The 23185-nt window shown below is 71.0% G+C and carries 24 protein-coding genes; 10 read left to right on the top strand and 14 right to left on the bottom strand.

Annotated elements, in window-relative coordinates:
* Positions 1-384 precede the first annotated feature (384 nt).
* Positions 385-1035: a DNA-3-methyladenine glycosylase gene (locus ACFWXC_RS33185; protein WP_384484370.1), complete on the bottom strand. Its 651-nt coding sequence runs from the start codon at positions 1033-1035 to the stop codon at positions 385-387.
* Between the two features lie 136 nt (positions 1036-1171).
* Between ACFWXC_RS33185 and ACFWXC_RS33180 the strand changes: the two genes are divergently transcribed.
* The 3 genes from ACFWXC_RS33180 to ACFWXC_RS33170 all read left to right on the top strand — a co-directional run bounded on the left by ACFWXC_RS33180 (position 1172) and on the right by ACFWXC_RS33170 (position 3236).
* On the top strand, positions 1172-1954 hold the full coding sequence (locus tag ACFWXC_RS33180) for a sporulation protein (protein WP_384484368.1): 783 nt from the start codon (positions 1172-1174) through the stop codon (positions 1952-1954).
* Between the two features lie 65 nt (positions 1955-2019).
* Positions 2020-2559 (top strand): YbhB/YbcL family Raf kinase inhibitor-like protein, encoded by a 540-nt coding sequence (locus ACFWXC_RS33175; RefSeq protein ID WP_384484366.1) that lies wholly within the window; start codon positions 2020-2022, stop codon positions 2557-2559.
* Between the two features lie 167 nt (positions 2560-2726).
* Positions 2727-3236 (top strand): HNH endonuclease, encoded by a 510-nt coding sequence (locus ACFWXC_RS33170; RefSeq protein WP_384484364.1) that lies wholly within the window; start codon positions 2727-2729, stop codon positions 3234-3236.
* A 111-nt stretch (positions 3237-3347) separates the two neighbouring features.
* Here the strand turns inward: ACFWXC_RS33170 and ACFWXC_RS33165 are convergent, their stop codons facing one another.
* The 3 genes from ACFWXC_RS33165 to ACFWXC_RS33155 all read right to left on the bottom strand — a co-directional run bounded on the left by ACFWXC_RS33165 (position 3348) and on the right by ACFWXC_RS33155 (position 5721).
* Positions 3348-4295 carry an SPFH domain-containing protein gene (locus ACFWXC_RS33165; protein WP_384484363.1) on the bottom strand — a complete coding sequence of 316 codons (948 nt, stop codon included), beginning with the start codon at positions 4293-4295 and terminating at the stop codon, positions 3348-3350.
* A gap of 129 nt (positions 4296-4424) precedes the next feature.
* Positions 4425-4856 (bottom strand): NfeD family protein, encoded by a 432-nt coding sequence (locus ACFWXC_RS33160; RefSeq protein ID WP_362568513.1) that lies wholly within the window; start codon positions 4854-4856, stop codon positions 4425-4427.
* Positions 4857-4929: 73 nt separating this feature from the next.
* The gene (locus tag ACFWXC_RS33155; RefSeq protein ID WP_384484360.1) at positions 4930-5721 is read right to left on the bottom strand and encodes an ABC transporter ATP-binding protein; all 792 of its coding nucleotides are present in this window, start codon (positions 5719-5721) and stop codon (positions 4930-4932) included.
* A 150-nt stretch (positions 5722-5871) separates the two neighbouring features.
* Here ACFWXC_RS33155 and ACFWXC_RS33150 point away from each other — a divergent pair, with 150 nt between their 5' ends.
* A complete protein-coding gene (locus ACFWXC_RS33150) occupies positions 5872-6657 on the top strand; it encodes a hypothetical protein (RefSeq protein WP_384484358.1) in 786 nt (261 codons plus the stop codon).
* 50 nt (positions 6658-6707) lie between these two features.
* On the opposite strand, the gene ACFWXC_RS33145 is transcribed toward ACFWXC_RS33150, so the two are convergent.
* The 4 genes from ACFWXC_RS33145 to ACFWXC_RS33130 all read right to left on the bottom strand — a co-directional run bounded on the left by ACFWXC_RS33145 (position 6708) and on the right by ACFWXC_RS33130 (position 9352).
* Positions 6708-6947 (bottom strand): chaplin, encoded by a 240-nt coding sequence (locus ACFWXC_RS33145; RefSeq protein WP_384484356.1) that lies wholly within the window; start codon positions 6945-6947, stop codon positions 6708-6710.
* A 206-nt stretch (positions 6948-7153) separates the two neighbouring features.
* The gene (locus ACFWXC_RS33140; protein WP_351694577.1) at positions 7154-7402 is read right to left on the bottom strand and encodes a chaplin; all 249 of its coding nucleotides are present in this window, start codon (positions 7400-7402) and stop codon (positions 7154-7156) included.
* A gap of 170 nt (positions 7403-7572) precedes the next feature.
* Positions 7573-8214: a response regulator gene (locus ACFWXC_RS33135; protein WP_384484354.1), complete on the bottom strand. Its 642-nt coding sequence runs from the start codon at positions 8212-8214 to the stop codon at positions 7573-7575.
* Positions 8207-9352 carry a GAF domain-containing sensor histidine kinase gene (locus ACFWXC_RS33130; RefSeq protein ID WP_384484352.1) on the bottom strand — a complete coding sequence of 382 codons (1146 nt, stop codon included), beginning with the start codon at positions 9350-9352 and terminating at the stop codon, positions 8207-8209. The genes ACFWXC_RS33135 and ACFWXC_RS33130 overlap by 8 nt, the downstream gene beginning before the upstream one ends.
* Before the next feature lie 224 nt (positions 9353-9576).
* Between ACFWXC_RS33130 and ACFWXC_RS33125 the strand changes: the two genes are divergently transcribed.
* The 3 genes from ACFWXC_RS33125 (at position 9577) to ACFWXC_RS33115 (ending at position 12515) form a co-directional block, all read left to right on the top strand.
* Positions 9577-10272 (top strand): SDR family NAD(P)-dependent oxidoreductase, encoded by a 696-nt coding sequence (locus tag ACFWXC_RS33125; RefSeq protein ID WP_384484350.1) that lies wholly within the window; start codon positions 9577-9579, stop codon positions 10270-10272.
* On the top strand, positions 10269-11351 hold the full coding sequence (locus tag ACFWXC_RS33120) for an S-adenosylmethionine:tRNA ribosyltransferase-isomerase (protein WP_384484348.1): 1083 nt from the start codon (positions 10269-10271) through the stop codon (positions 11349-11351). Before ACFWXC_RS33125 ends, ACFWXC_RS33120 begins: the two co-directional genes overlap by 4 nt.
* A gap of 297 nt (positions 11352-11648) precedes the next feature.
* The gene (locus tag ACFWXC_RS33115; RefSeq protein WP_384484346.1) at positions 11649-12515 is read left to right on the top strand and encodes a transglycosylase SLT domain-containing protein; all 867 of its coding nucleotides are present in this window, start codon (positions 11649-11651) and stop codon (positions 12513-12515) included.
* 81 nt (positions 12516-12596) lie between these two features.
* Here ACFWXC_RS33115 and ACFWXC_RS33110 read toward each other — a convergent pair whose 3' ends face one another.
* Entirely contained in the window at positions 12597-15116 is a 2520-nt protein-coding gene (locus ACFWXC_RS33110) for an FHA domain-containing protein (RefSeq protein WP_384484380.1), read from the bottom strand.
* Positions 15117-15360: 244 nt separating this feature from the next.
* Between ACFWXC_RS33110 and ACFWXC_RS33105 the strand changes: the two genes are divergently transcribed.
* Complete coding sequence (locus ACFWXC_RS33105) at positions 15361-17661, top strand: streptophobe family protein (RefSeq protein WP_384484344.1); 2301 nt, start codon at positions 15361-15363, stop codon at positions 17659-17661.
* Positions 17662-17907: 246 nt separating this feature from the next.
* Complete coding sequence (gene serB, locus ACFWXC_RS33100) at positions 17908-19116, top strand: phosphoserine phosphatase SerB (protein WP_384484342.1); 1209 nt, start codon at positions 17908-17910, stop codon at positions 19114-19116.
* 107 nt (positions 19117-19223) lie between these two features.
* Here serB and ACFWXC_RS33095 read toward each other — a convergent pair whose 3' ends face one another.
* The 4 genes from ACFWXC_RS33095 to ACFWXC_RS33080 all read right to left on the bottom strand — a co-directional run bounded on the left by ACFWXC_RS33095 (position 19224) and on the right by ACFWXC_RS33080 (position 21895).
* A complete protein-coding gene (locus ACFWXC_RS33095) occupies positions 19224-19742 on the bottom strand; it encodes a SixA phosphatase family protein (protein WP_384484340.1) in 519 nt (172 codons plus the stop codon).
* Between the two features lie 79 nt (positions 19743-19821).
* Entirely contained in the window at positions 19822-20028 is a 207-nt protein-coding gene (locus ACFWXC_RS33090; RefSeq protein ID WP_351694597.1) for a hypothetical protein, read from the bottom strand.
* A gap of 168 nt (positions 20029-20196) precedes the next feature.
* Entirely contained in the window at positions 20197-20313 is a 117-nt protein-coding gene (locus ACFWXC_RS33085; protein WP_089107830.1) for an SGM_5486 family transporter-associated protein, read from the bottom strand.
* A 280-nt stretch (positions 20314-20593) separates the two neighbouring features.
* Complete coding sequence (locus tag ACFWXC_RS33080; protein ID WP_384484338.1) at positions 20594-21895, bottom strand: CynX/NimT family MFS transporter; 1302 nt, start codon at positions 21893-21895, stop codon at positions 20594-20596.
* A 92-nt stretch (positions 21896-21987) separates the two neighbouring features.
* On the opposite strand from ACFWXC_RS33080, the gene ACFWXC_RS33075 reads away from it, so the two are divergent.
* Positions 21988-22680, top strand: a complete 693-nt coding sequence (locus ACFWXC_RS33075; RefSeq protein WP_384484336.1) for a FadR/GntR family transcriptional regulator — start codon at positions 21988-21990, stop codon at positions 22678-22680.
* Here the strand turns inward: ACFWXC_RS33075 and ACFWXC_RS33070 are convergent.
* Positions 22658-23008: a hypothetical protein gene (locus ACFWXC_RS33070; protein ID WP_384484334.1), complete on the bottom strand. Its 351-nt coding sequence runs from the start codon at positions 23006-23008 to the stop codon at positions 22658-22660. The two genes, ACFWXC_RS33075 and ACFWXC_RS33070, sit on opposite strands and share 23 nt — an antisense overlap.
* Between the last annotated feature and the right edge of the window lie 177 nt (positions 23009-23185).

Genomic DNA, 23185 nt, shown 5'->3' with positions numbered 1-23185 from the left:
ATCTGGCGTTGACTTTTGGCACGCTGTTGAGTTCTCAAGGAACGGTCGCTTCCTTTGTACTCACCCTCTCGGGCTTTCCTCCGGGCTTCCCTTCGGTCTTGCGTTTCCGACTCTATCAGATCCTTTCGGCGTCCGATTCCCGGTCGGCGGGATTGTCTGGGGCTTTCCGACTTTCGCCTGTCGGCCTTTCGACATTCACTACGTTAGCCGATTCCCTGCGAGACTCATAATCGAGTGTCGTGAGTTCGAATTCGGGCATGCGGACATGACGAATTCGACCCCGTTAAGGGAAGTCGTAGTAGTGGGTGGCCGCTTCCGGCTGCTGGCGAACGCCGTACCCGGTTCAAGCGGCTCGGGCTACGTTACGCACCTTCCAGGGACGCGTCAACTTGAGCGGCGCCGGGGTACATGGGCCCGATAGGGGCTGACCGTCGGGTCATTCGCAATCCAGTAACGCCAGGGATGGACCTCGCCATTGCCTCCCTCGCCGGCGACTCCGGTGCGCGGACCGTTCCGCACCTGGTCGGGGGGTACGGGAGTGCCGGTCAGCATGCGCAGCGGCGTCTCGCCGGCGGTGCACGCGTCCGTACCGTCCAGGGCCCGGTCGACACCCAGGGCGGTGGCCAGGCGGGCCGGGCCTTTGGCCAGTTCTCTGTCATATCGGGCCGAAAGTCGACGTTTGCGTGCGAGGTCGGCGCCCTCGACGATCTCGCCGGCGCGGAGCAGGACCGCGCTGGCCCTACCCTCTGGGCCGCAGACGAGGTTCATGCAGAACCACATGCCATAGGTGAAGTAGACGTACACGTGTCCGGGTGGACCGAACATCACCTCGTTGCGGGGTGTGCGGCTGCGATAGGCGTGCGACCCGGGGTCGTTCGGGCCGTCGTACGCCTCCACCTCTGTGAGGCGCAGGGCGATCGGACCGTCCGGGGTAGTACGGAGGAGGACGCGGCCGAGGAGGTCGGGGGCGACCTCCAGGACAGGGCGGTCGAAGAAGTCCCTGGGGAGTGGCGTACGGTCCGGGGGCGCGATCATGGCGTCCGAGCCTAGTCCAGGCCGGGCGCGCCAAGGGGTGGTCAAGGATTCGTCTCCTTGCCAGGGTGTGGGCCGGAACCGGTCGCGGCCGGATCGCGTTTCTAGGGATCAAGGGTCCGTACGTAAAGGGAGAGTCATGGGGTTCAAGAAGCTGCTCGCGAGCCTGGGGGCCGGTGGGGCTTCCGTCGAGACGGTGCTCACCGAGGTCAACGTCGTGCCGGGCGGTGTCGTCCAGGGCGAGGTGCGGATCCAGGGCGGCTCGGTGAACCAGGAGATCCAGGGGCTGTCCGTGGGTCTCCAGGCGCGGGTCGAGGTGGAGAGCGGCGACGAGGAGTACAAGCAGAACATCGACTTCGGCAAGGCGCGGCTCGGCGGTGCCTTCGAGCTTCAGGCCGGGGCCGTGCACGCGGTGCCGTTCGGGCTGGAGATTCCGTGGGAGACGCCGGTCACGATGATCGACGGGCAGGCGCTGCGCGGGATGCACATCGGAGTGACCACCGAGCTGGAGATCGCGCGTGCCGTCGACTCCGGTGACCTGGACCCGATCAACGTGCACCCGCTGCCGGCGCAGAAGGCGATCCTGGACGCCTTCATCCAGCTGGGCTTCCGCTTCAAGAACGCGGACCTGGAGCGCGGTCACATCCGGGGGACCCGGCAGACGCTGCCGTTCTACCAGGAGGTCGAGTTCCACCCGCCGTCCCAGTACCGGGGTCTGCACCAGGTCGAGCTGAGCTTCGTGGCGGACGCGCACGCCATGGACGTCATCCTCGAAATGGACAAGAAGCCGGGACTGTTCAGCGAGGGCAGCGACACCTTCCGCTCGTTCCAGGTGGGTCTGCAGGACTTCCACGGGACCGACTGGGCGGCTTATCTCAACCAGTGGCTGTCCGAGGTCGGCAGCAAGCGCAACTGGTTCTAGGCTCGGGAACCACGGAGTCCGTTACGGCTTCCGTAAGCGATCAGTATCGATCAGGAGGTACCGAGGTGACCGAGCTCAAGCGGCGGCCGCTCCCCCATGACTTCCACCCGCCCGTCCCGGCGTTCACGGTGACGAGCGAGGACGTCGAGGAAGGGGCGACGCTCAAGGACGCTCAGGTCTACGCGAAGGGCAACACCTCACCGCAGCTGCGGTGGGAGGGCTTCCCGGCCGGGACCAAGAGCTTCGCCGTGACCTGCTACGACCCGGACGCCCCGACAGGGAGCGGGTTCTGGCACTGGTCCGTGTTCGACATTCCGGCCTCCGTGACCGAGCTGCCGGCGGGTGCGGGCAGCGGCAAATTCGAGGGCCTGCCCGAGGGCGCCGTGCAGGTGCGCAACGACTACGGGTCGAAGGACTTCGGCGGTGCCGCGCCGCCGCCCGGGGACGGGCCGCACCGGTACGTCTTCACGGTGTACGCGGTGGACCAGGAGAAGCTCGGCCCGGACGCCGATGTGTCGCCTGCCGTCGTCGGGTTCAATCTGCGGTTCCACGCGATCGCCCGTGCCCAGTTGATCGGCGAGTACGAGAACCCCGAGAAGGGCTGACGCACCACGCGAAATCAGCCAAGCGTTCATTGAACGTTTGCCCGTCCCTGGTCTTGGAAGTGATCAGGGGCGGGCAGTTTTTATTGCGTTGTCCATCTCGGCGCGCCCGTCCAGAGTTGATCCAAGCCCGCCGGGGGTGGGCACGGTGCACATGGGAGGTGGGCTGGATGCGTGACACGCTGGTGCTGAACGCGAGCTTCGAGCCGCTGTCTACGGTGACTTTGAATCGAGCCGTCGTCCTGGTGCTCCAGGACAAGGCCGTCGTCGAGCAGGCCCACCCCGAACTGCGCATGCGCGGTGCCGATGTGGACATACCTGCGCCTCGGGTGATCAGGCTCTGCAGGTATGTACGGGTGCCGTTCCGGAGACAGGCGCCCTGGTCGCGGCGCGGAGTGCTGGTCAGGGACCGGCACCGGTGTGCGTACTGCGGGCGGCGGGCGACGACCGTCGACCACGTGGTGCCGCGGGCCCAGGGCGGTCAGGACTCTTGGCTGAACACGGTGGCCTCGTGCGCGGAGGACAATCACCGCAAGGCGGCTCGGACGCCTGAGCAGGCGGGGATGCCGTTGCTTCGGAAGCCGTTCGAGCCTTCGCCGCAGGATGCGATGCTGCTGGCGATGGGGGCCGAGGACTTGGCGGCGCTTCCTGAGTGGCTGTCCGGAGATGTTGCGGCCTAGTCGTCTGCCTGGCTGAGTCCGGCGGGCGGCCTCTGGTCGTTCGTGGCTGTTCGCGCAGTTCCCCGCGCCCCTAAAGAGGTGGGCGCGGGGAACGTTTGCTTATGGAGGGCCCTAGTCGATGTTCGGCTTCTCGCGGCGTTCCTGGGCGGGGACGCTGTTGCCGCCGCCGCCCGAACCGCCGCCCAGGTTGCCGAAGTTGCCCATCGCGCCGGACAGGCCCTTGAGGGCGTCGCCGATCTCGCTGGGGACGATCCAGAGCTTGTTGGCGTCGCCCTCGGCGATCTTCGGGAGCATCTGGAGGTACTGGTAGGAGAGGAGCTTCTGGTCCGGGTCGCCGGCGTGGATCGCCTCGAAGACCGTGCGGACCGCCTGGGCCTCACCCTCGGCGCGCAGGGCGGCCGCCTTGGCCTCACCCTCGGCGCGCAGGATCTGGGACTGCTTCTCGCCTTCGGCGGTGAGGATCGCGGCCTGCCGCGTACCTTCCGCGGTGAGGATCGCGGCGCGCTTGTCACGGTCGGCGCGCATCTGCTTCTCCATCGAGTCCTGGATGGAGGTCGGCGGCTCGATCGCCTTGAGTTCGACGCGGTTGACGCGGATGCCCCACTTGCCGGTGGCCTCGTCGAGGACGCCGCGCAGGGCCGCGTTGATCTCCTCGCGGGAGGTCAGGGTGCGTTCCAGGTCCATGCCGCCGATGATGTTGCGGAGCGTGGTGACCGTGAGCTGCTCGATGGCCTGGATGTAGCTGGCGACTTCGTAGGTTGCCGCTCGCGCGTCGGTGACCTGGTAGTAGATGACCGTGTCGATGTTCACGACCAGGTTGTCCTGGGTGATCACCGGCTGGGGCGGGAACGGTACGACCTGTTCACGCAGGTCGATGCGGTTGCGGATGGTGTCGATGAACGGAACCACGATGTTCAGGCCCGCGTTCAGGGTCCGCGTGTAGCGGCCGAAGCGCTCGACGATGGCGGCGCTTGCCTGTGGGATGACTTGGATCGTCTTGATCAAGGCGATGAAGACCAACACCACCAGAATGACCAGGACGATGATGACCGGTTCCATCGTCGCTCCCCGTACCCTTCTCCGCCACGGCGCTCGGCAGATCTTATGGTTGTTGAAGATCTTGCTGGACGAGTCTGACAGACCCTCGCCCAACTCGGGAGTCCTTCCGCCGAGTTGCGTCGTACGAGGTCAGATGACGATGGCCGTGGCGCCCTCGATCTCCACGACATCCACTTCCTCTCCGGCTTCGTAGGCACGCCCGGTGTCGAGCGAGCGTGCCGACCAGACCTCGCCGGCCAGCTTGATCCGTCCGCCGGAGCCGTCGACGCGTTCCAGTACGACGGCCTGCTTGCCCTTCAACGCGTCTATGCCCGTGGCGAGTTGGGGTCGCTGGGCGGCGTGCCTGGCCGCGATGGGCCGTACGACGGCGATCAGGGCGACGGAGACGACGACGAAGACGAGTACCTGGATCACGACGCCCGCGCCGAGTCCGGCGGTGGCCGCGGCGGCCAGCGCACCGACCGCGAACATGCCGAATTCCGGCATCGCGGTCACCACGAGCGGGATTCCGAGCGCCGCCGCGCCGACGAGCCACCACACCCATGCGTCGATGCTGTTCACATTGTCATGGTAGGGCCGCGGGTGCCGACCCCGACAGGGCGCTTCCCCGGGGCGGAACGTCCGTCAGGGCCCGTCAGGACAGGGGGAGTCCGTGGGCCGTCCAGCGGTCGCCGAGCTGTTCGACGACGAGCGGGAGGCCGAAGCAGAGGGAGAGGTTGCGTGAGGAGAGTTCGAGCTCCAGGGGGCCGGCGGTGAGGACCTTGCCCTGGCGGATCATCAGAACGTGGGTGAAGCCGGGGGCGATCTCCTCGACATGGTGGGTGACCATGATCATGGAGGGGGCGATCGGGTCGCGGGCGAGCCGGCCGAGGCGGCGGACCAGGTCCTCGCGGCCGCCGAGGTCGAGACCGGCGGCGGGCTCGTCGAGCAGCAGCAGCTCGGGGTCGGTCATCAGGGCGCGGGCGATCAGGGTGCGCTTGCGCTCGCCCTCGGAGAGGGTGCCGAACTTCCGGTCCACGTAGTCGGTCATGCCGAGGCGGTCGAGGAAGGCGCGGGCGCGCTGCTCGTCGACCTCGTCGTACTCCTCCTGCCAGTGGGCGGTCATGCCGTAGGCGGCGGTGAGCACGGTCTCCAGGACGGTCTGGCTCTTGGGGAGCTTCTCGGCCATGGCGATGCCGGCCACGCCGATGCGGGGGCGCAGGTCGAAGACGTCGACCTTGCCGAGGGTGTCGCCGAGGATGGTGGCGGTGCCCTTGCTGGGGAAGAGGTAGCTGGAGGCGATGTTCAGGAGGGTGGTCTTGCCGGCGCCGTTGGGGCCGAGGATGACCCAGCGCTCGCCCTCCTTCACCGACCAGGAGACCTGGTCCACCAGAGCCCGGCCCTCCCGGACCACGGATACGTCCTGAAGCTCCAGAACATCGCTCATGAGCGCGTTGTCTCCCCTTGCAGTGTGGCCGGTCTCGGCGGGCGCGTACGCCTGTGGCTCGGGCGGTGGCGCCGGTGGGCGCAACCCTTATGAAATCTACGCCACGAGTGCGGCGCTCCATTCCATCGGTCCGGTCCTTAGGGTGGAGGCATGCTTTCGGAACCGCGTTCAGGACGCCTCGCCGCTTGGGGAAATGCCCTATTGGCCGGACTTGTTTCTCCGGATGACGCCGTGCTCGCCATCGTCGGCGAGGACGCGGTGCATCGCGTGGAGGGGCTGCCCGGGGAGTCCGCTCCGGTCGGGCTCACACTGGCGCTGGGGCGGCTGCGGTCGCTGGGGGCGACCGGGCTGCGGGTCGCGCTGCCGGCGTCGGGGCATCCGCTGGGGCTGAGCGGTCCGCCGGAGTTCAACGCGCGGGCCCTGGAGGCCGAGGAGGCCGTGGTCTGTTACGGCGCCGCGTTCGGGCTGGTGCCGGAGGTGTACGAGGCCGGTCCCGCCGGTGATGTGCATGTCGAGGTGGTGTGGCATGTGCTGCCGGTGCGGGAGGCGCAGCCTGCGGACGTGCCCTCGCTGGGCGAGGCCGAGCGGGAGCTGGCGGAGGCGCTCAGGGACGCGACCGAGATGCTGTCGAAGCTGGATGTGGCCGGGTCGGGCCCGGTGGCGGAGGCGGCGATCGACGCGTACCGGGCGCGGGCCGAGCGGGGGCGGGAGGTACTGGCTCCCGGGTATCCCCCTCGGGCGGTGCGGGTCCTCGAGCTGGCGCAGCGGGTCGGGTTGCTGATCTCGCTGGCCTACGAGAACGGGCACGGGGGTGCGGTGAGCGCGTCGGAGATGGCGTCGCGGTCGCTGGCCCTGCGGCCGGTGGAGCGAACGGCCCGGCGGGCGCAGGTGGCGGCGTACAACTCGGTGGTGGAGGAGCGCGAGCGGGGGCTCTAGGACGCCCGAGGGCTACGCCGGACGGCGTAGCCCTCGACGTGGTGCCAGTCCTACTTGTTGACCGCGGTGTTGCCGAACGCGGGGTTCAGGAGGCCGGCCACGTTGGCGGAGAGACCGCCGGCGTTGACCGGGACGTTGAGGGGGATCTGGGCGACCAGGCCGGAAGCGACGCCCGGGGAGGCGACAGCGTCGCCGTCGGCAACCGCGTCGGCGGCGGCGGAACCCGCGGAGGCGCCCGCCGCGATACCGGCGACGGTGAGGGCGACGGCGGCCTTCTTGGCGATGTTCATGGGAAGGGTTCCTCCTGCGTGTGCGGGTCCGACCCGGCCGTGGGCCGTGCGCTGATCAACGCCGGAGAGGTCCTGGGTGGTACGGGGGACCGAACCGTGACTGCCCGTTCGGATCATTGGACGTAGGAGTCGTTGGGCGTAAAAGCCGACCGGCCTTCCGGGGGCGCCCGGAAGGCCGGAGGTCGATGCCGCTGTGCGGCGCGGTCTCAGTGGTTGAGGCCGAGGTTGCCGAAGGCGGGGTTCAGCACGCCGATGACGTTGACGCTGTTGCCGACGGCGTTGACCGGGATGTGCACCGGGGCCTGGATGACGTTGCCCGAGACGACGCCCGGAGAGCCCTGGGCCTGGCCGTCGGCGTGCGAGCCGCCGGTGTGGGCGGAGGCCATCCCCGCGCCCGCGGCCATGATCCCGCCGGCCACCATCGTCACGGCCGCTGCCTTCTTCAGGTTCTTCACTTCTTGAGCCCTCCTTGGCGATCACCGCGGCGATCGCCGCGGCACGCACTGAAGAACGCCGGTGGCCGGGAGAGGATGCGCCGTCCGGGTGACATTCCCACGACGGTATGAATCTCAGCCCGGAAGGCGACCCTCCATGTTGCCGTCGGTGAAGCGTTACGGAGGACGTTTCAGCCGGTCACGCCATGGCGTACGGCCCACAGGGCGGCCTGGGTGCGGTCGGCGAGGTCGAGTTTCATCAGGATGTTCGAGACGTGCGTCTTGACGGTCTTCTCGGAGAGCACCAGGGCGCGGGCTATCTCGCGGTTGGAGCGGCCGTCGGCGATCAGCCCGAGCACCTCGCGCTCCCGCTCGGTGAGCGAACCGCCCCTGCCCTGGCCGGAGTTTGCCTCCTCCTGGGAGAGCAGGGCACCGGCCACCTCGGGCTGGAGCAGGACGTGTCCGGCGTACACCGAGCGGATGGCGGTGGCGAGCGCGTCGGGATCGACGTCCTTGTAGACGTACCCGGCGGCGCCGGCGCGCAGGGCCGGGACCACCGTGCGCTGCTCGGTGAAGCTGGTGACGATGAGCACGCGCGCGGGGTTGTTGAGTTCGCGGAGTTTGCGCAGGGCCTCCACGCCGTCCATGCCGGGCATCTTGACGTCCATGAGGACGACGTCGGGGCTCAGCTCCTGGGCGCGCTCGACCCCTTCGGCGCCGTCGGCGGCCTCACCGACGACCTCTATGTCGTCCTGGACCTCCAGGAAGGTACGCAGGCCCCGGCGGACGACCTGGTGGTCGTCCACGAGCAGGACCCTGATCGCGTCAGCCACCGGGGACCTCCATCTCGATCGTGGTGCCCTTGCCGGGCGCCGATTGCACGGTCAGCGTGCCGCCGACCCCGCTCGTCCGGTCCCGCATGGAGACCAGGCCGAGGTGGCGTCCGGCACTGCGGGTGAGGTGCGGGTCGAAGCCGCTGCCGTCGTCCGCGACCCGCAGCACGGCCCCACTGCCGCGCCGGTTCACGGTCACGTCGACGTGCTCGGCACCGGAGTGCCGCAGGGCGTTGTGCAGGGCTTCCTGGGCCACTCGGAGCAGTGCCTCCTCCTGGGCGGCCGGCAGGGCGCGGAAGCCGCTGGCGGCGAAGGTCACGCGCGCGCCGTGGGCGCGGTCGAGGACCTGGACCTGGGTGCGGAGGGTGGCGATCAGGCCGTCCTCGTCGAGGGCGGCGGGGCGCAGCTCCACGACGGCCGCACGCAGTTCGTCGGTGGCCTCGGCGGCGAGTGCGGCCACCTGCTGCAACTCGCCCTTGGCGCGGGAGGGGTCGCGGTCGACCAGGGCGGCGGCGGCCTGGGCGGTCAGGCGCAGGGAGAACAGTTTCTGGCTCACCGCGTCGTGCAGCTCGTGGGCGAGCCGGGAGCGCTCCTCGGCGATGGTCAGCTCGCGGCTGCGCTCGTAGAGGCGGGCATTGGTGAGGGCGATCGCGGCGTGCTGGGCGAGGATGGAGAGCAGTTCCTCGTCCTCGGCGGTGAAGCCGCAGCCACCCTCGGGTTTCTCACAGTTCTTGTTGGCCAGGAACAACGCGCCGATGATCTCGTCGCCGTCCCGGATCGGCAGGCCCAGGAAGTCGGACATCTCGGGGTGGGCCGACGGCCAGCCCTCGAAGCGGGGGTCCTTGCGGACGTCGGCCAGCCGCTCGACCTTCGCCTCGTGGAGCATCGCGGCGAGGATGCCGTGCTGGCGCGGGAGCGGGCCGATGGCCTTCCACTGGGCGTCGGTGACGCCGTCGACGACGAACTGGGCGAAGCCGCCGTGGTCGTCGGGGACCCCGAGCGCCGCGTACTGCGCGTCGAGCAGCTCACGGGCGGAGGCGACGATCGTCTTGAGGACGTCGCGCACCTCCAGGTGCCTGCTCATGGCCAGCAGCGCGGAGCTGACCGCGGCGAGGCCGGACCGGGGACCTTGACTCATGCCCTCACGGTACCGGCGGGGTGTGACAGCGCGGATCGGTCGATGGTGGCGGGGCCCGGGCCGATGGCCGTAGGACCCGGGTCCTAGGGCGCAGACCCGGACCGGCGGCGTAGTCCGAAGGGCCCCGCGGGATTGCGGCCCGCGTCCGAGGCGGCCGGGGCGGTGCGGTTCCTAGGTTGAGGTCACCGCCGACGGAGGCGGACGGAGCCGAGGGGACGGTTGTCATGCCGGTAGCGATCATCACGGGGGCGTCGAAGGGGCTGGGGCGGGCGCTGGCGGAGGCGCTGGCCGCGCGCGGCTGGGACCTGGTGCTGGACGCCAGGGGTGCGGAAGCGCTGAAGGAGGCGGCGGAGGCCGTCGCGGGGTCCGGGACGCGGGTGGCGGCGCTGCCCGGCGATGTCACGGACGCCGGGCACCGGGCCGAGCTGGTGGCCGCCGCACGTCGGCTGGGCGGGCTGGACCTGCTGGTGAGCAATGCCAGCGCGCTGGGTGCCGAGCCGCTGGTGCGCCTCGGCCGGCTGCCCCTGGCGGGGCTGCGCCGGGCGCTGGAGGTGAATGTGGTGGCCGCGCTGGGCCTGGTCCAGGAGGCGCTGCCGCTGCTGCGGGAGTCGGCGGCGGGGGCGGTGATCGCGGTCAGCTCGGACGCGGGCGCGGAGGCGTACGAGACGTGGGGCGGCTACGGCGCCTCGAAGGCGGCCCTGGACCAGCTGGCGGCCGTGCTCGGCGTGGAGGAGCCGGGGCTACGGGTGTGGGCGGTGGATCCCGGGGACATGGCGACCGGCCTGTACGCGGCGGCGGTACCGGACGACGACGATCCGCGGCCGGAGCCCCGGAGCGTCGTACCGGCGTTCCTGCGGTTGCTCGACGAGCGGCCGGCGAGCGGCCGGTACGGGGCGCCGGCTCTGGTGGAGGGACGATGACGACCGCCTTGCGGGTGCCGGAGGAGCTGTCCGCGCGGGTGCCGGCCGAGCAGCGCGGGCCGGGGCTGGAGCGGGATGCCGTACGGCTGCTGGTGTCGCGCGGCACGGCGGTGTCGCATCACGCCTTCGCCGAGCTGCCGGTGCTGCTGCGGGCCGGGGACCTGCTGGTGGTGAACACCTCACCGACGCTGGCGGCCGCCGTGGACGGGCGGATCGGGCACGCGCGCGTGGTGGTGCACTTCTCCACGCGCGGGGACGACGGCCGGTGGGCGGTCGAGCTGCGGGAGCCGGACGGCGGGGGAACGACACGCGCGCGTGCGGGCGCATCCGCGGGGAGCGAGGTGCGGCTGCCCGGGGGCGGGCGGCTGGTCCTGGCCGAGCCGCTGAGTGCGCGCGGCGAGCGGCTGTGGTGGGCGCGGGCCTCGGGGGACGTGCCGGGGATGCTGCGGGAGCACGGGCGGCCCATTCGTTACTCCTATACGGAGCGGGACCAGCCGTTGTCCGTGTACCAGACGGTGTTCGCGCTGCCCGCCCCCGGCGGGAGGGGGAGTGCGGAGATGCCGAGTGCGGCGCGGCCCTTCACCGCGCGGCTGGTGGCGGAGCTGGTGAGCCGGGGTGTGCAGTTCGCGCCGATCACGCTGCACACGGGGGTGTCGTCGGCGGAGGCGCACGAGCCGCCGTACGCGGAACGGTTCGCCGTGCCGGAGGCGTCGGCGCGGCTGATCAACGCGGCCAGGGCGGGTGGCAGGCGGGTCGTCGCCGTCGGGACGACCGCCGTGCGGGCCGTGGAGTCGGCCGCGGGCGCCGACGGGGTGGTGCGGGCGGCCGAGGGGTGGACGGAGCTCGTCGTGACGCCCGAGCGCGGGGTGCGGGTGGTGGACGGGCTGCTGACCGGGCTGCACGAGCCGGAGGCCTCGCATCTGCTGATGCTGGAGGCGGTCGCGGGACGGGTCGCCGTCGACCGCAGCTACGAGGAGGCGCTGCGCGGGCTCTACCTGTGGCACGAGTTCGGGGACGTGCACCTCATCCTCCCGGAGGAGGAGCCTCACACAGAGCATTGCGTCAGCAACTCCCGGTGAGATTCGTGTGCGGCCGATGTGAGGCCGCACATAGGGCGCACATCACGTACGAACGGACATAGGAGATAAAGGGTCCCTCGGTGAACGGGGCAGACTGCCTAGTCTGTCCCGTTTTGCCCTTCCGGGCTCTACTACCGGGGATCGTACGTCACACCTTTGCCAGGGCATTTTGCGGCCGCTAACAATGGCTCCCGTCGCTCGGCACCGCGGGTTCCCCCCTCGGTGTTCGTGCAGGAGGAGCCGGTCTCCCCCACGGACAACGAGCGACCTCCGCGCTATCCGAAGAGGTCCACCGCCATGCCCAAGCACTCCCACAGTCCCACGCTGACCAAGCATCACAAGATCGCGCTCGCCGGTGTCGCCACGCTCGGCGCCGCCGCCCTCGCCTTCTCCGCCGTGCCCAGCAGCGCGGAGACCGTCGCGACCGGGTCCCCCCGGGCCGCGGCCCAGGTGGCCTACGGCACGGAGCAGATCAAGGACGTCAAGGGCGCGGTCACCGACCAGCTCGCACTCCAGAGCGTCAAGGTCGAGGCGATCGCCGCCAAGAAGAAGGCGGCCACGCCCCACACCCTGCACATGGCCCACGTGAAGCAGGCCCACGCCCTGCACGTGGCCCACGTCAAGAAGGTCCAGGCGGCGCACGCGGCCCACACGGCGCACGTGAAGAAGGCCCACGCGGCCCACACCGCCAAGGTCAAGGCCGCGCACGCCGCCCACGTGAAGCACGTCGAGGCCGCCGCCAAGCAGGCCGCCCACGCCGCCCACGTGAAGCACGCCGCCAAGCAGGCCGCGAGCCGGTCCGCGCAGCGCCCGCAGATCCAGCAGGTCGCCGCGAAGACCTACTCGAACACCCTCGACGGCTGGATCCGCCAGGCCCTCGACATCATGCAGGCCAAGGGCATCCCGGGCTCCTACAACGGCCTGCACCGCAACATCATGCGGGAGTCCTCCGGCAACCCGAACGCCATCAACAACTGGGACATCAACGCCATCAACGGCATCCCGTCCAAGGGCCTGCTCCAGGTCATCCCGCCGACCTTCTCCACGTACCACGTCAACGGCACGTCCTGGAACATCTACGACCCGGTGGCCAACATCACCGCCGCCGCCAACTACGCGGCCAACCGGTACGGCTCGATCGACAACGTCAACAGCGCGTACTGAGGCCTGCGCGGACCTCTGCACGCACACGCCGAAGGGCGGCACCCCACTGCGGGGCGCCGCCCTTCGGCGTCGTACGGGCGACTACTTGCGCATGACCTCGGGCTCGTGGCGGCGCAGGAAGTGGGCCACGAAGAAGGCGCAGACCACACCCAGGGCGATCAGGGCGATCATGTCCAGGGTCCAGGCGCCCGCCGTGTGCTCCCACAACGGGTCGTTGGGCTTGCCCTTGCCGGGTGGGCTGATCCCGTTGAAGTCCAGGGTGGCGCCCGCGGCGGCGACCGCCCACCGCGACGGCATCAGGTACGAGAACTGGTTGACGCCGATCGCGCCGTTCAGGGCGAACAGGCAGCCGGTGAAGACGACCTGGATGATCGCGAACATGACCAGCAGCGGCATGGTCTTCTCGGAGGTCTTCACCAGCGCGGACATGACCAGGCCGAACATCATCGAGGTGAAGCCCAGCGCCATGACCGGCAGGCAGAGCTCCACGAGCGTGAGATGGCCGAAGACCACACCCTCGTCCGGGATCGTCCGGCTGGCGAAGCCGATGACGCCGACCAGCAGGCCCTGCAGGACCGTGACGATGCCGAGCACGAAGACCTTGGACATCAGGTAGGCGGAGCGGGACAGGCCGGTCGCGCGCTCCCGCTCGTAGATGACCCGTTCCTTGATCAGCTCACGGACGGAGTTGGCGGCGCCGGCGAAGCAGGCGCCGACCGCGAGGATCAGCAGGACCGTGGTGGCCGTGCCGTTCGGGACGGGCTGCCGGGTCGCCGGATTGATCTCCGTGTTGACCAGCAGGTCCTTGCCCGCGTCGATGAGCAGGCTCACCGAGCCGAGGACGAGCGGCAGCACCACCGTCAGGATCAGGAAGCCCTTGTCGGAAGCGATGACCGAGATGTAGCGGCGCACCAGCGTGCCGAACTGGCTCATCCAGCCCTGCGGCTTCGGTGGCTTCATCGCCTGCATCGCAGGCATCTGTACGTACTGCGGGGCAATGGCGTCGATGTCCGCGGCGTACATCTGGTAGTGCTGCGAGCCCTTCCAGCGGCCCGCCCAGTCGTAGTCGCGGTAGTTCTCGAAGGCGGAGAAGACGTCGGCCCAGGTGTCGTAGCCGAAGAAGTTCAGCGCCTCCTCGGGCGGACCGAAGTAGGCGACCGCACCGCCCGGCGCCATCACCAGAAGCTTGTCGCACAAGGCCAGCTCGGCCACCGAGTGGGTGACGACGAGGACGGTGCGACCGTCGTCGGCGAGACCGCGCAGCAGCTGCATCACATCGCGGTCCATGCCCGGGTCGAGACCCGAGGTGGGCTCGTCGAGGAAGATCAGTGACGGCTTGGTGAGCAGCTCCAGGGCCACCGACACGCGCTTGCGCTGGCCACCGGAGAGGGAGGTGACCTTCTTCTCCTTGTGGATGTCGAGCTTCAGCTCGCGCAGCACCTCGTCGATGCGGGCCTCGCGCTCGGCGGCCGTGGTGTCCGCCGGGAAGCGCAGCTTGGCCGCGTACTTGAGGGCCTTCTTGACGGTCAGCTCCTTGTGCAGGATGTCGTCCTGCGGGACCAGACCGATGCGCTGGCGCAGCTCGGCGAACTGCTTGTAGAGGTTGCGGTTGTCGTACAGCACCTCGCCCTCGTTGGCCGGGCGGTAGCCGGTGAGCGCCTTGAGCAGGGTCGACTTGCCGGATCCCGACGGGCCGATGACCGCGATCACGGACTTCTCCGGGACACCGAAGGAGACGTCCTTGAGGATCTGCTTGCCGCCGTCGACCGTGACGGTCAAGTGCCGAGCGGAGAAGGAGACTTCACCGGTGTCGACGAACTCCTCCAGCCGGTCGCCGACGATCCGGAAGGTGGAGTGGCCGACGCCCACGATGTCGTCCGCGTCGAGCAGCGCACTGCCGCCCTTGGCGATCGGCATACCGTTGACGTACGTGCCGTTGTGCGAGCCCAGGTCGCGGATCTCCATGCGGCCGCCGGGTGCCGAGTGGAACTCGGCGTGGTGCCGCGAGACCTGCAGGTCGGACACGACCAGCTCGTTCTCCAGGGCACGGCCGATGCGCATCACGCGGCCGATGGAGAACTGGTGGAACGTGGTCGGGCTGCGGTCGCCGTAGACCGGCGGCGCCCCCGCGCCACCGCCGGAGGCCATGGCCGGGGTGCCCTGCTGCTGCGGGATCACCGACGGGGCCTGCTGCCAGTCCTGTTGCGGAGCCGCCGGCTGCGCGGCCGGCGGCTGGGACCAGCCGGCGCCACCCGCGCCCTGCGCCGCGAACGGCTGCTGCTGGGGCTGCGGTTGGGCGACGGCGGCCGCGGTGCCGGACAGGCCCAGACGCGGTCCGTCGTTCGCGTTGCCGAGGTGTACGGCCGAGCCCGGGCCGATCTCCGTCCGCTGGACCCGCTGGCTCCGCACGAAGGTGCCGTTGGTACTGCCGTGGTCCTCGATGACCCAACTGCGGCCGTCGAAGCTGATCGTGGCGTGCCGCCAGGAGACCCTGGCGTCGTCGAACACGAGGTCCCCCTGCGGATCGCGTCCGAGGGTGTAGGACCTGGACGGGTCTAGCGTCCAGGTGCGTCCGTTTGATTCCAGTACGAGTTCCGGCACTCCAAGCCCCATGAGTAGTCCCCCGAGTTACCCCCATCACAGGGAGTCTAGGGATGTCGAACATCGTCGGGAACTATTTCAGGCTCGGCCCTCTGACCGAAAGCCGGGCCTTGTGGAAGCCTCCCACGAGCGCGTCAACTCTTTCCGTTGACGGGGTTGAAACCGGGCCGGAGAGTGGTAATCCACGCGAGGGGGACAAGCGCGGCGGAGCGGCCCGGCGCGTCCGCGGATCGGGGGGTCAGCCATGGGTTCTGGCACGTCCGGCACGGGAGTCGAGAACACGAGGCACGGCGCGCGGCTGCCGTGGGGTGACATCCTGCTGTCCGCGATCGCCGCGGTGAGCTGGGCGTTGATCGGCATGGCGGGTACGGCGGCGCTGGGTCTGCACCTGCTGCAGGCCGACGCGGCGGGCTCGCTGGGCCCGATGACCGCGGCGGTTGTGGCACTCGGGGCGGGTGGTTCGGTCACGCCGAACGGAGATCTGTCTGCATTCGGTCTGAAAGGGGCGGAGGCCACCACGGCCATCGAGATCACGCCATTGGGTGTGAGCCTGGTAGGAGCCCTCCTGCTGTCCTGGTTCTTCTTACGGTCCCTGCGCACGGCCGGAGTTGTGATCGCACCGGCCGAACTGCTCGCCCGCGCGGGCTCGGTGGTGGTGCTGTTCGTGGCGACGCTGGGCGGACTGGCCTGGGCCGGGCACTCGGTCGTGACCATCGACGGCGGTGCGCTGGGGCTGGACAAGCTGCCGGGCACCGGCGGCGGAGGGGGCGGTCTCAAGATCCCCGGCATCGGGGATGTCGGGGGCCTGCTGCCGGACCGCCTCGGCGACCTCGTGCACGCGAACGCGGCGGTCGGCTTCAGCGTGGACACGGCGGCGACCCTGCTCGGCGGCCTCGGCTGGTCGGTCGGCGTCCTGCTGATCGCCCTGCTGGCCTCGCGCCGCACTCCGCTGCCACGCGGCTGGGAGGCGGTGCACCGGGTGGTACGGCCGGCGGTCTCGGCGCTGGTGACGGTCCTGCTGGTGGCGGTCGCGGCCGGCTGGGCGGCGGCGGCCTTCGCGGCGGTCGGCGACCCGCACCCGGCCCGGATCATGGGCGCGGCGCTGCTCGGCGCCCCGAACGGCGTCTGGCTCGGCATCCCGATCGGCCTCTTCGTGCCGTTCGACGGCAGGGCGACGGGCATCCTCACCATGTTCCTGCCGCACCCCCTGGACGACCTCCTGAACTCGCCGTCCGACCAGTCGGTGACGCTGGGCCGGCTGGCCGACCTGGACGGACGGGTGTGGCTGCTGGGCATCGCCGCGGCCCTGCTGATGCTGCTGGCCGGGGTGTTCACGGCGGTCCGGACGCCGGTGGCCGGCCGTGGGGCCGGGGCGGGTGCCGGTGGGGGTACCGGTGGGGGTGGAGCGACGGGTGTGCCACGGGGCTCACGCGGTGACGCGGACGGCGGGGGCGGGTGGGGCTCACGCGGTGACGCCGGCGGCACGGACGGCGGCACGGACGGGCGGGGCGCGCGTCCGGGCGCGCTCGGGTTCGCCGGGCGGTGTGCGGTGCGGCTGGGGATCGCGACCGCGCTCACGCTGCCGTTGCTGGCCTGGCTGACGGACGTGTCCGTGGACGCCTCGCTGTCGGTGCTGGGCTTCGATGCCTTCGGCGCCGGCATCGAACTGCACGGGCAGCTGGGCATGGCCCTGCTCCTCGGCGCGGTCTGGGGTGCGGCGGCGGGGGCTGCGGGGGCCCTGCTGGCATGGGCAACCGGCGCAGCCGGCACCCGCACGGCACGACTGGCACTGGGTGACGCGGGAGCCGCTGACGCGGGCAGCGGGCCGGCGTACCCGGGGCCTGGAACGCCGGGACGGGCCGGAGGCGACGGGGCGGCGGGGCCTTACGCACCGGTGACCCCGCACCGCCCGCCGAATCCGCACACGAACCCCTACCTCCGGGTACCGGACGAGCTACGCGAGCAAGGGGGCGCCAACCGGGAGGCCCGGCCCGAGAGGCCGGGGGAACGGCGGGGCCCGGGGCCGTACGACGGAGGGGCATCCTGGCCCGGCACGCCGCAGGAACCGCAGGGCTCCGGGCCCGCTGACGAGCGGGGCGCGCGGCCGGGGGGTGCGCGGGAGTCGTGGGATTCGGCGGGGCCGTACGCAAGTCCGGGGCCGTACGCGAGTCCGGGGCCGTACGCGAGTCCGGGGCCGGGCGGAAGTGGGGGGCCGGTGGCGCCGGCGGGTGGTCCGGGCCATCGGTCGCCGTCGGGCGCGTCGTCCCCGGCGGACGGCCGGTCCCCCGACGGCCGACGGTCGGCGGAGGAGTGGCGGCACGGTAGCGGCGGCGACTCCTCCGACGTGCCGCCCGGTGCCGGCGATGTGTACGGCGCTCCCACCATGGCCCGGCCCATCGACCCGCCGCCTCGCTCCTCGAGGCGCGGCCGAAGGACCCCGGCCGGTCCGGACGGTCCGGCCGCGGGCCCTCCACCTCCGCCTCCGCCTCCCCCGCCACCGCCTCCGCCTCCTCCGCCGCCGCCACCCAAGCGGCCCCGTCGGTGAGGTCGCCCGTCGGGGCGGGGCACCGCGGCGCGGCCGGTGTCGTCCGGACCGTGCGTGGAGCGGCACTGAACTGTGCGTGAAGGCGCGGCCAGGGAGTGTCTCCTTCCTGGTCGCCGACATCGCACGCACGTTCGCGCGTTGTACGGAAGCAAGGCCTCCGACACCGATCCGACACTTATTGTTCCGTGTCCGTCAGGCGGACCACCTGCGCCGCAGGCACTGCGTGCCGGTTACGGTGGTTACACCATGAGCGATCCTCAGACCTCCGAGGTCCCCACTCTCCTCGTCAAGATCTTCGGCAAGGACAGGCCGGGCATCACGGCCGGCCTCTTCGACACCCTTGCCGCGTACATGGTCGACGTGGTCGACATCGAGCAGGTCGTCACGCGAGGCCGTCTGGTGCTGTGTGCGCTCGTGACGCCGCCCGCGGCGGGGCTTGAGGGCGACCTCAGGGCGACCGTGCACAGCTGGGCCGAGTCCGTGAAGATGCAGGCGGAGATCATCTCCGGCCACGGCGACAACCGCCCGCGCGGACTCGGCCGCTCCCTGGTCACCGTCCTCGGTCACCCCCTGACCGCCGAGTCGACGGCCGCCATCGCCGCCCGGATCGCCAAGGCGGGCGGCAACATCGACCGTATCTTCCGGCTCGCCAAGTACCCGGTGACGGCAGTGGAGTTCGCGGTGTCCGGTGTGGAGACCGAGGTGCTGCGCACCGCCCTGGTCTCGGAGGCGGCGGAACTCGGCGTGGATATCGCGGTCGTCGCCGCCGGCCTGCACCGGCGGGCCCAGCGCCTGGTGGTCATGGACGTGGACTCGACGCTCATCCAGGACGAGGTGATCGAACTCTTCGCCGCGCACGCCGGCTGCGAGGACGAGGTCGCCGAGGTGACGGCGGCCGCGATGCGCGGGGAGCTGGACTTCGAGCAGTCGCTGCACGCACGCGTGGCCCTGCTGAAGGGGCTGGACGAGTCGGTCGTGCAGAAGGTGCGCTCCGAGGTGCGGCTGACGCCGGGCGCCCGGACCCTGATCCGCACGCTGAAGCGGCTCGGCTACCAAGTCGGCGTCGTCTCGGGCGGATTCACCCAGGTCACCGACGATCTCCAGGAACGGCTGGGGCTGGACTTCGCCCAGGCCAACACGCTGGAGATCGTCGACGGGAAGCTCACCGGCCGGGTGACCGGCGAGATCGTGGACCGTGCGGGCAAGGCGCGGCTGCTGCGCCGGTTCGCCGCCGAGGCGGGTGTACCGCTGTCGCAGACGGTGGCCATCGGCGACGGCGCCAACGACCTGGACATGCTGAACGCGGCCGGTCTCGGTGTCGCCTTCAACGCCAAACCGGTCGTCCGCGAGGCCGCGCACACGGCGGTGAACTTCCCCTTCCTGGACACGGTCCTGTACCTGCTGGGCGTCACCCGTGAAGAGGTCGAGGCGGCGGACACCCACGACGAGAGCTGAACCGCCCTGCGGTCCTGTCGGGAGGGGCCCGGCACCGAGGAGATCGGTGCCGGGCCCCTTGCCGTCCGTTGCCGCCCGTGCCGGAGGGCGGCGGTCGTGCGGTGGTCTCAGTCGGAGGGCGCCCAGTAGTCCACGAGCGTGGCCGCGCCGGGTTCCAGACTCTTCCAGGACCCCTCGAAGGTCAGGACGGCGAAGGCGGCGGCGGGAAAGCCCCGGCGGTTCATCCGGTCGCGGGCGTCGCCCTCGGAGCTGCCGGTCAGGATCTCGGTCACGCCGTGCATGCCGGGGTTGTGGCCGATGAGGATAACGTCCTGCGCGTCGTCGGGCACCTCGTTGAGCACGGCGATCAGCTCACCCGGAGAGGCGTCGTACACCCGCTCCTCGTAGACTGTTTTCGGCCGGTGCGCGAGCTCATGGACGGCGAGCTTCCAGGTCTCGTGGGTGCGCACGGAGGTGGAGCACAGGGCCAGGTCGAAGGCGATACCGCTGTCCGCCAGCTTGCGTCCGGCGACGGCGGCGTCCATTCGGCCCCGGTCAGCGAGCGGTCGCTCGTGGTCGGTCACCTGTGGCCAGTCGGCTTTCGCATGGCGGAAGAAGACGATCCTGCGGGATTCTGCGACGCTCATGTCACCCAGCTTCGCATGAAACAGGCCATCGGGCGCAGGGAGTTGACATGCGGCTTCGCCCGGTCGGGAGGCTGTGGTGCTAACGCGTGACGATCTGCTGGACCCGCTCGACGAGATGGGTGACGGCCGGGTCACCGGTGGTCGCGTGGGCGTCCACCGGGTTCAGTATCAGCACCAGCAGGGCGACGAAGGCGAGCGCGGGCAGGGCGAGGGCCCACCAGGGCAGCCGGACGTCGACGCTGCCCGGGGTGGCGGGGTGGGGCAGGGTGTGCGTACGGGCCGGCATGATCGCCTCCGCTGGTCTCCGGGCTTCGGTGACCGCCTCTCGCGGCCACAACTCGAAGTTACGGAATCCGCGGCCGTCAACCCATCCGGTGATCCACCCACTTGACCCTGACCCTCACCCCCTAGGGGATGGTGGTGCTAGCCCCACCATCGGCCGCCGGGGCCGTGGTCAGGGTGACGCGAGGGTCGCGATGACGGCGATGACGATGAAGATGGCGAAGAACGAGCCGAAGACGATCAGCATCTTCTTCTGACCGTTCTGGGGGTTCGGATCGAGCACTGGCATGCGCCCAGTCTGGCACCCCTCGAAGGGGACGGATCGGGCGGGGTGCCACGACACGCCGCCGGAACGCGACACACAGCCGGGATGCACCACGCGGCCGGACGCCGACAGGGCCGGGGCGGCGTCCTGGCGCGCCACGCAGGCGCCAGCCGGCCGCGGCCGGTCGGTATCGGCGTCGGTATCGGCGTCGGCGTCGGCGTCGGCGTCGGCGTCGGCGTCGGCGTCGGCGTCGGCGTCGGCGTCGGCGTCGGCGTCGGCGTCGGCCAGCTACAGCCGATCGGCCTCAGCCGGCTGCGGCCGCCTCGTCCTCGACCGTGCGGTCGCGGCCCGCCAGAACGCCGACGGCCATCTGCGGGATCATCAGACCGGCCATGAGGGCGATCGGCAGGCCCCAGCCGCCGCTGTGCTGGTAGAGCACGCCCACCAGCAGCGGGCCCGGGATGGAGATGAGGTAGCCGACGCTCTGGGCGAAGGCGGAGAGCTGCACGACGCCCGCGCCGGTCCGGGACCGCATGCCGACCATGGTGAGGGCCAGCGGGAAGGCACAGTTGGAGACGCCGAGCAGCAGGGCCCAGGCCCAGGCACCGCCGGCGGGTGCGGCCCACAGGCCGGCGTATCCGGCGAGGCCGCAGACGCCGAGCGCGATCACGATCGGGCCCTGCTGCGGCAGCCGGGTGGCCACGCGCGGGATGACGAAGGCCAGCGGTACGCCCATCACCATGGTGACGGCGAGCAGCAGTCCGGCGGTGCCCGCCGGCACGCCCGCGTCCCGGAAGATCTGCGCCATCCAGCCCATCGTGATGTAGGCGGCGGTGGCCTGGAGCCCGAAGAACACGGCGAGCGCCCAGGCGGTACGGCTGCGGGTGATCCGCAGGGCGGGCGGCTGCCGGTCCGCACGCGCGCGTGCCTCGGCCACGGGCTCCGGCGCCGGTCCCCGGTCCCGGACCAGCGGAAGCCACGGCAGCACCGCCACCGCCGCCGGCCCCGCCCATACCGCCAGCCCGGACTGCCAGCCGCCGCCCAGCGCGTCGGTCACGGGCACGGTCACCGCGGCGGCGATCGAGGTGCCGGCGGCGAGGGCCATCGAGTACAGGCCGGTCATGGAGCCGACCCGGTCGGGGAACCAGCGCTTGACGATGACCGGCATCAGCACGTTGCTGACCGCGATGCCCATGAGCGCGAGCGCGCTGCCGGCCAGGAATCCGGCGGTGCCGCCGACATACGGCCGTATCAGCAGACCGGCCGTGATGGCGACCATGCCGGCGCAGACCACCGCCGGCGGGCCGAAGCGGCGGGCCAGGCGGGGGGCCATGACGCCGAAGACGGCGAAGCAGAGCGGCGGTACGGAGGTGAGCAGTCCGGCCACGCTGCCGCTCATGCCGAGCCCGTCGCGGACCTCCTCCAGGAGCGCGCCGAGGCTGGTGATGGCGGGCCGGAGGTTGACGGCGGCCAGCAGGATGCCGACGACGAACAGCCGTGTCGTCCACGCGCGCGTGCCGTTCGCCGGGCCCCCGCCGGGTTCCGTCGGACGTGCTGTCGCGGATGTCGTCGTGGTGGTTCCCTCGGCTCCCATGCCGCCCATCATAGAATCATGGGATGATTGGTTGTCCAGTCCCGGGCGCAGGACCACGGCGGACCCCGCCGTCCTCTCCCGGCCCTCGCGTGCGAAGGTGTGTCATGCCTCTGAGCCACCCGCGCCGCTCGGCGCTGTCCGAGCAGGTCATCGCCGAGCTGCGGAACCAGATCGCCTCCGGCGAGTGGCCGGTCGGCTCGCGCATCCCCACCGAACCGGAGCTGGTCGAGCAGCTCGGGGTGGCCCGCAACACCGTCCGGGAGGCCGTCCGCGCGCTGGCGCACAACGGCCTGCTGGACATCCGCCAGGGCTCCGGCACGTACGTCGTGGCGACCAGTGAGCTGGCCGGCGTGATGCACCGCCGGTTCGCCGGGGCCGACCCCCGGCACATCGCCGAGCTGCGCTCCACGCTGGAGTCGTCGGCGGCCCGGCTGGCCGCGGCCCGGCGCACGGAGAAGGACCTCAGGCAGCTCGACGCGATTCTGGCGCACCGCGAGCGGGCCTGGGAGTCGGGCGAGGCGGAGGCCTTCGTGACGGCGGACGCGACCTTCCACCTGGCCGTGGTGGCCGCCTCCCACAACGACGTGATGACGGCGATGTACGCCGACCTGGGCGAGGTGCTGCGGGACTGGCTGCGCGCGGACGTCGGCGCTGAGCTGACGCCGGAGACGTACATGGACCATGCCCGCCTGGTCGACGCGATCCGCGCGGGCGACGCGGACGCGGCCGCCAAGGAGGCGGCCAGCTACCCGTACCTGTGCCGTCCGGGCAGGTTCAGCTCGCCTTCTGGTGGCTGATCCACACCGAGCGGACGTCCTGCCAGCAGCGGCCGGTGAGCCGTACGGTCATCGCGGGCCCGGTGTCGACCGGGGAGCCGTCGGTGTCGATGTCCCACCACTCGGCGCACTCGATGTGCAGCCGTACCCGGTCGGTGTCCACATAGGGGTTGTGGCAGTAGGCCACCACGTGGGAGCCGCGGAGGGTCGTCCGGCACGACGCGCCGAACAGCTGCGGGGCCGGCTGGTGACCGCCGGGCACGCGCGCGTGGGACACGGCGTCGTACGGCAGGGCCAGCACGAGGGCGAGAGCCACGGTCACTGGGGCCAGGCTGCGGGACAGGCGCACAAGGGGACCTCCTCGGCCGGGCTGGGGAGGGAATCGCGCGGTGAACGCGTAGTCCGACGCGTATCCCCAGGGTGCGCCGCCCGGGCGACCACGGCCCGGCCGGTGGGCCGAACGGGTGAGGCCCGCACCCCTCACGGGAGGCGGGCCTCGGAAAATCCGTGCGGACGGTGTCCGTGC

Origin of the sequence: Streptomyces sp. NPDC058683, from assembly GCF_042716195.1 — a bacterium.
GTDB lineage: Bacteria > Actinomycetota > Actinomycetes > Streptomycetales > Streptomycetaceae > Streptomyces.
The sequence above is the reverse complement of the archived record's forward strand: the minus strand, read 5'-3'. Positions and strand labels throughout refer to the sequence as shown.

Excerpts from the sequence above, each read along its gene's own strand:
- ACFWXC_RS33185 (WP_384484370.1), bottom strand. The coding sequence starts at position 1,035 with ATGATCGCGCCCCCGGACCGTACGCCACTCCCCAGGGACTTCTTCGAC.
- ACFWXC_RS33180 (WP_384484368.1), top strand. The coding sequence starts at position 1,172 with ATGGGGTTCAAGAAGCTGCTCGCGAGCCTGGGGGCCGGTGGGGCTTCC.
- ACFWXC_RS33170 (WP_384484364.1), top strand. The coding sequence starts at position 2,727 with ATGCGTGACACGCTGGTGCTGAACGCGAGCTTCGAGCCGCTGTCTACG.
- ACFWXC_RS33165 (WP_384484363.1), bottom strand. The coding sequence starts at position 4,295 with ATGGAACCGGTCATCATCGTCCTGGTCATTCTGGTGGTGTTGGTCTTC.
- ACFWXC_RS33155 (WP_384484360.1), bottom strand. The coding sequence starts at position 5,721 with ATGAGCGATGTTCTGGAGCTTCAGGACGTATCCGTGGTCCGGGAGGGC.
- ACFWXC_RS33150 (WP_384484358.1), top strand. The coding sequence starts at position 5,872 with ATGCTTTCGGAACCGCGTTCAGGACGCCTCGCCGCTTGGGGAAATGCC.
- ACFWXC_RS33145 (WP_384484356.1), bottom strand. The coding sequence starts at position 6,947 with ATGAACATCGCCAAGAAGGCCGCCGTCGCCCTCACCGTCGCCGGTATC.
- ACFWXC_RS33130 (WP_384484352.1), bottom strand. The coding sequence starts at position 9,352 with ATGAGTCAAGGTCCCCGGTCCGGCCTCGCCGCGGTCAGCTCCGCGCTG.
- ACFWXC_RS33125 (WP_384484350.1), top strand. The coding sequence starts at position 9,577 with ATGCCGGTAGCGATCATCACGGGGGCGTCGAAGGGGCTGGGGCGGGCG.
- ACFWXC_RS33120 (WP_384484348.1), top strand. The coding sequence starts at position 10,269 with ATGACGACCGCCTTGCGGGTGCCGGAGGAGCTGTCCGCGCGGGTGCCG.
- ACFWXC_RS33115 (WP_384484346.1), top strand. The coding sequence starts at position 11,649 with ATGCCCAAGCACTCCCACAGTCCCACGCTGACCAAGCATCACAAGATC.
- ACFWXC_RS33105 (WP_384484344.1), top strand. The coding sequence starts at position 15,361 with ATGGGTTCTGGCACGTCCGGCACGGGAGTCGAGAACACGAGGCACGGC.
- serB (WP_384484342.1), top strand. The coding sequence starts at position 17,908 with ATGAGCGATCCTCAGACCTCCGAGGTCCCCACTCTCCTCGTCAAGATC.
- ACFWXC_RS33095 (WP_384484340.1), bottom strand. The coding sequence starts at position 19,742 with ATGAGCGTCGCAGAATCCCGCAGGATCGTCTTCTTCCGCCATGCGAAA.
- ACFWXC_RS33090 (WP_351694597.1), bottom strand. The coding sequence starts at position 20,028 with ATGCCGGCCCGTACGCACACCCTGCCCCACCCCGCCACCCCGGGCAGC.
- ACFWXC_RS33085 (WP_089107830.1), bottom strand. The coding sequence starts at position 20,313 with ATGCCAGTGCTCGATCCGAACCCCCAGAACGGTCAGAAGAAGATGCTG.
- ACFWXC_RS33080 (WP_384484338.1), bottom strand. The coding sequence starts at position 21,895 with ATGATGGGCGGCATGGGAGCCGAGGGAACCACCACGACGACATCCGCG.
- ACFWXC_RS33075 (WP_384484336.1), top strand. The coding sequence starts at position 21,988 with ATGCCTCTGAGCCACCCGCGCCGCTCGGCGCTGTCCGAGCAGGTCATC.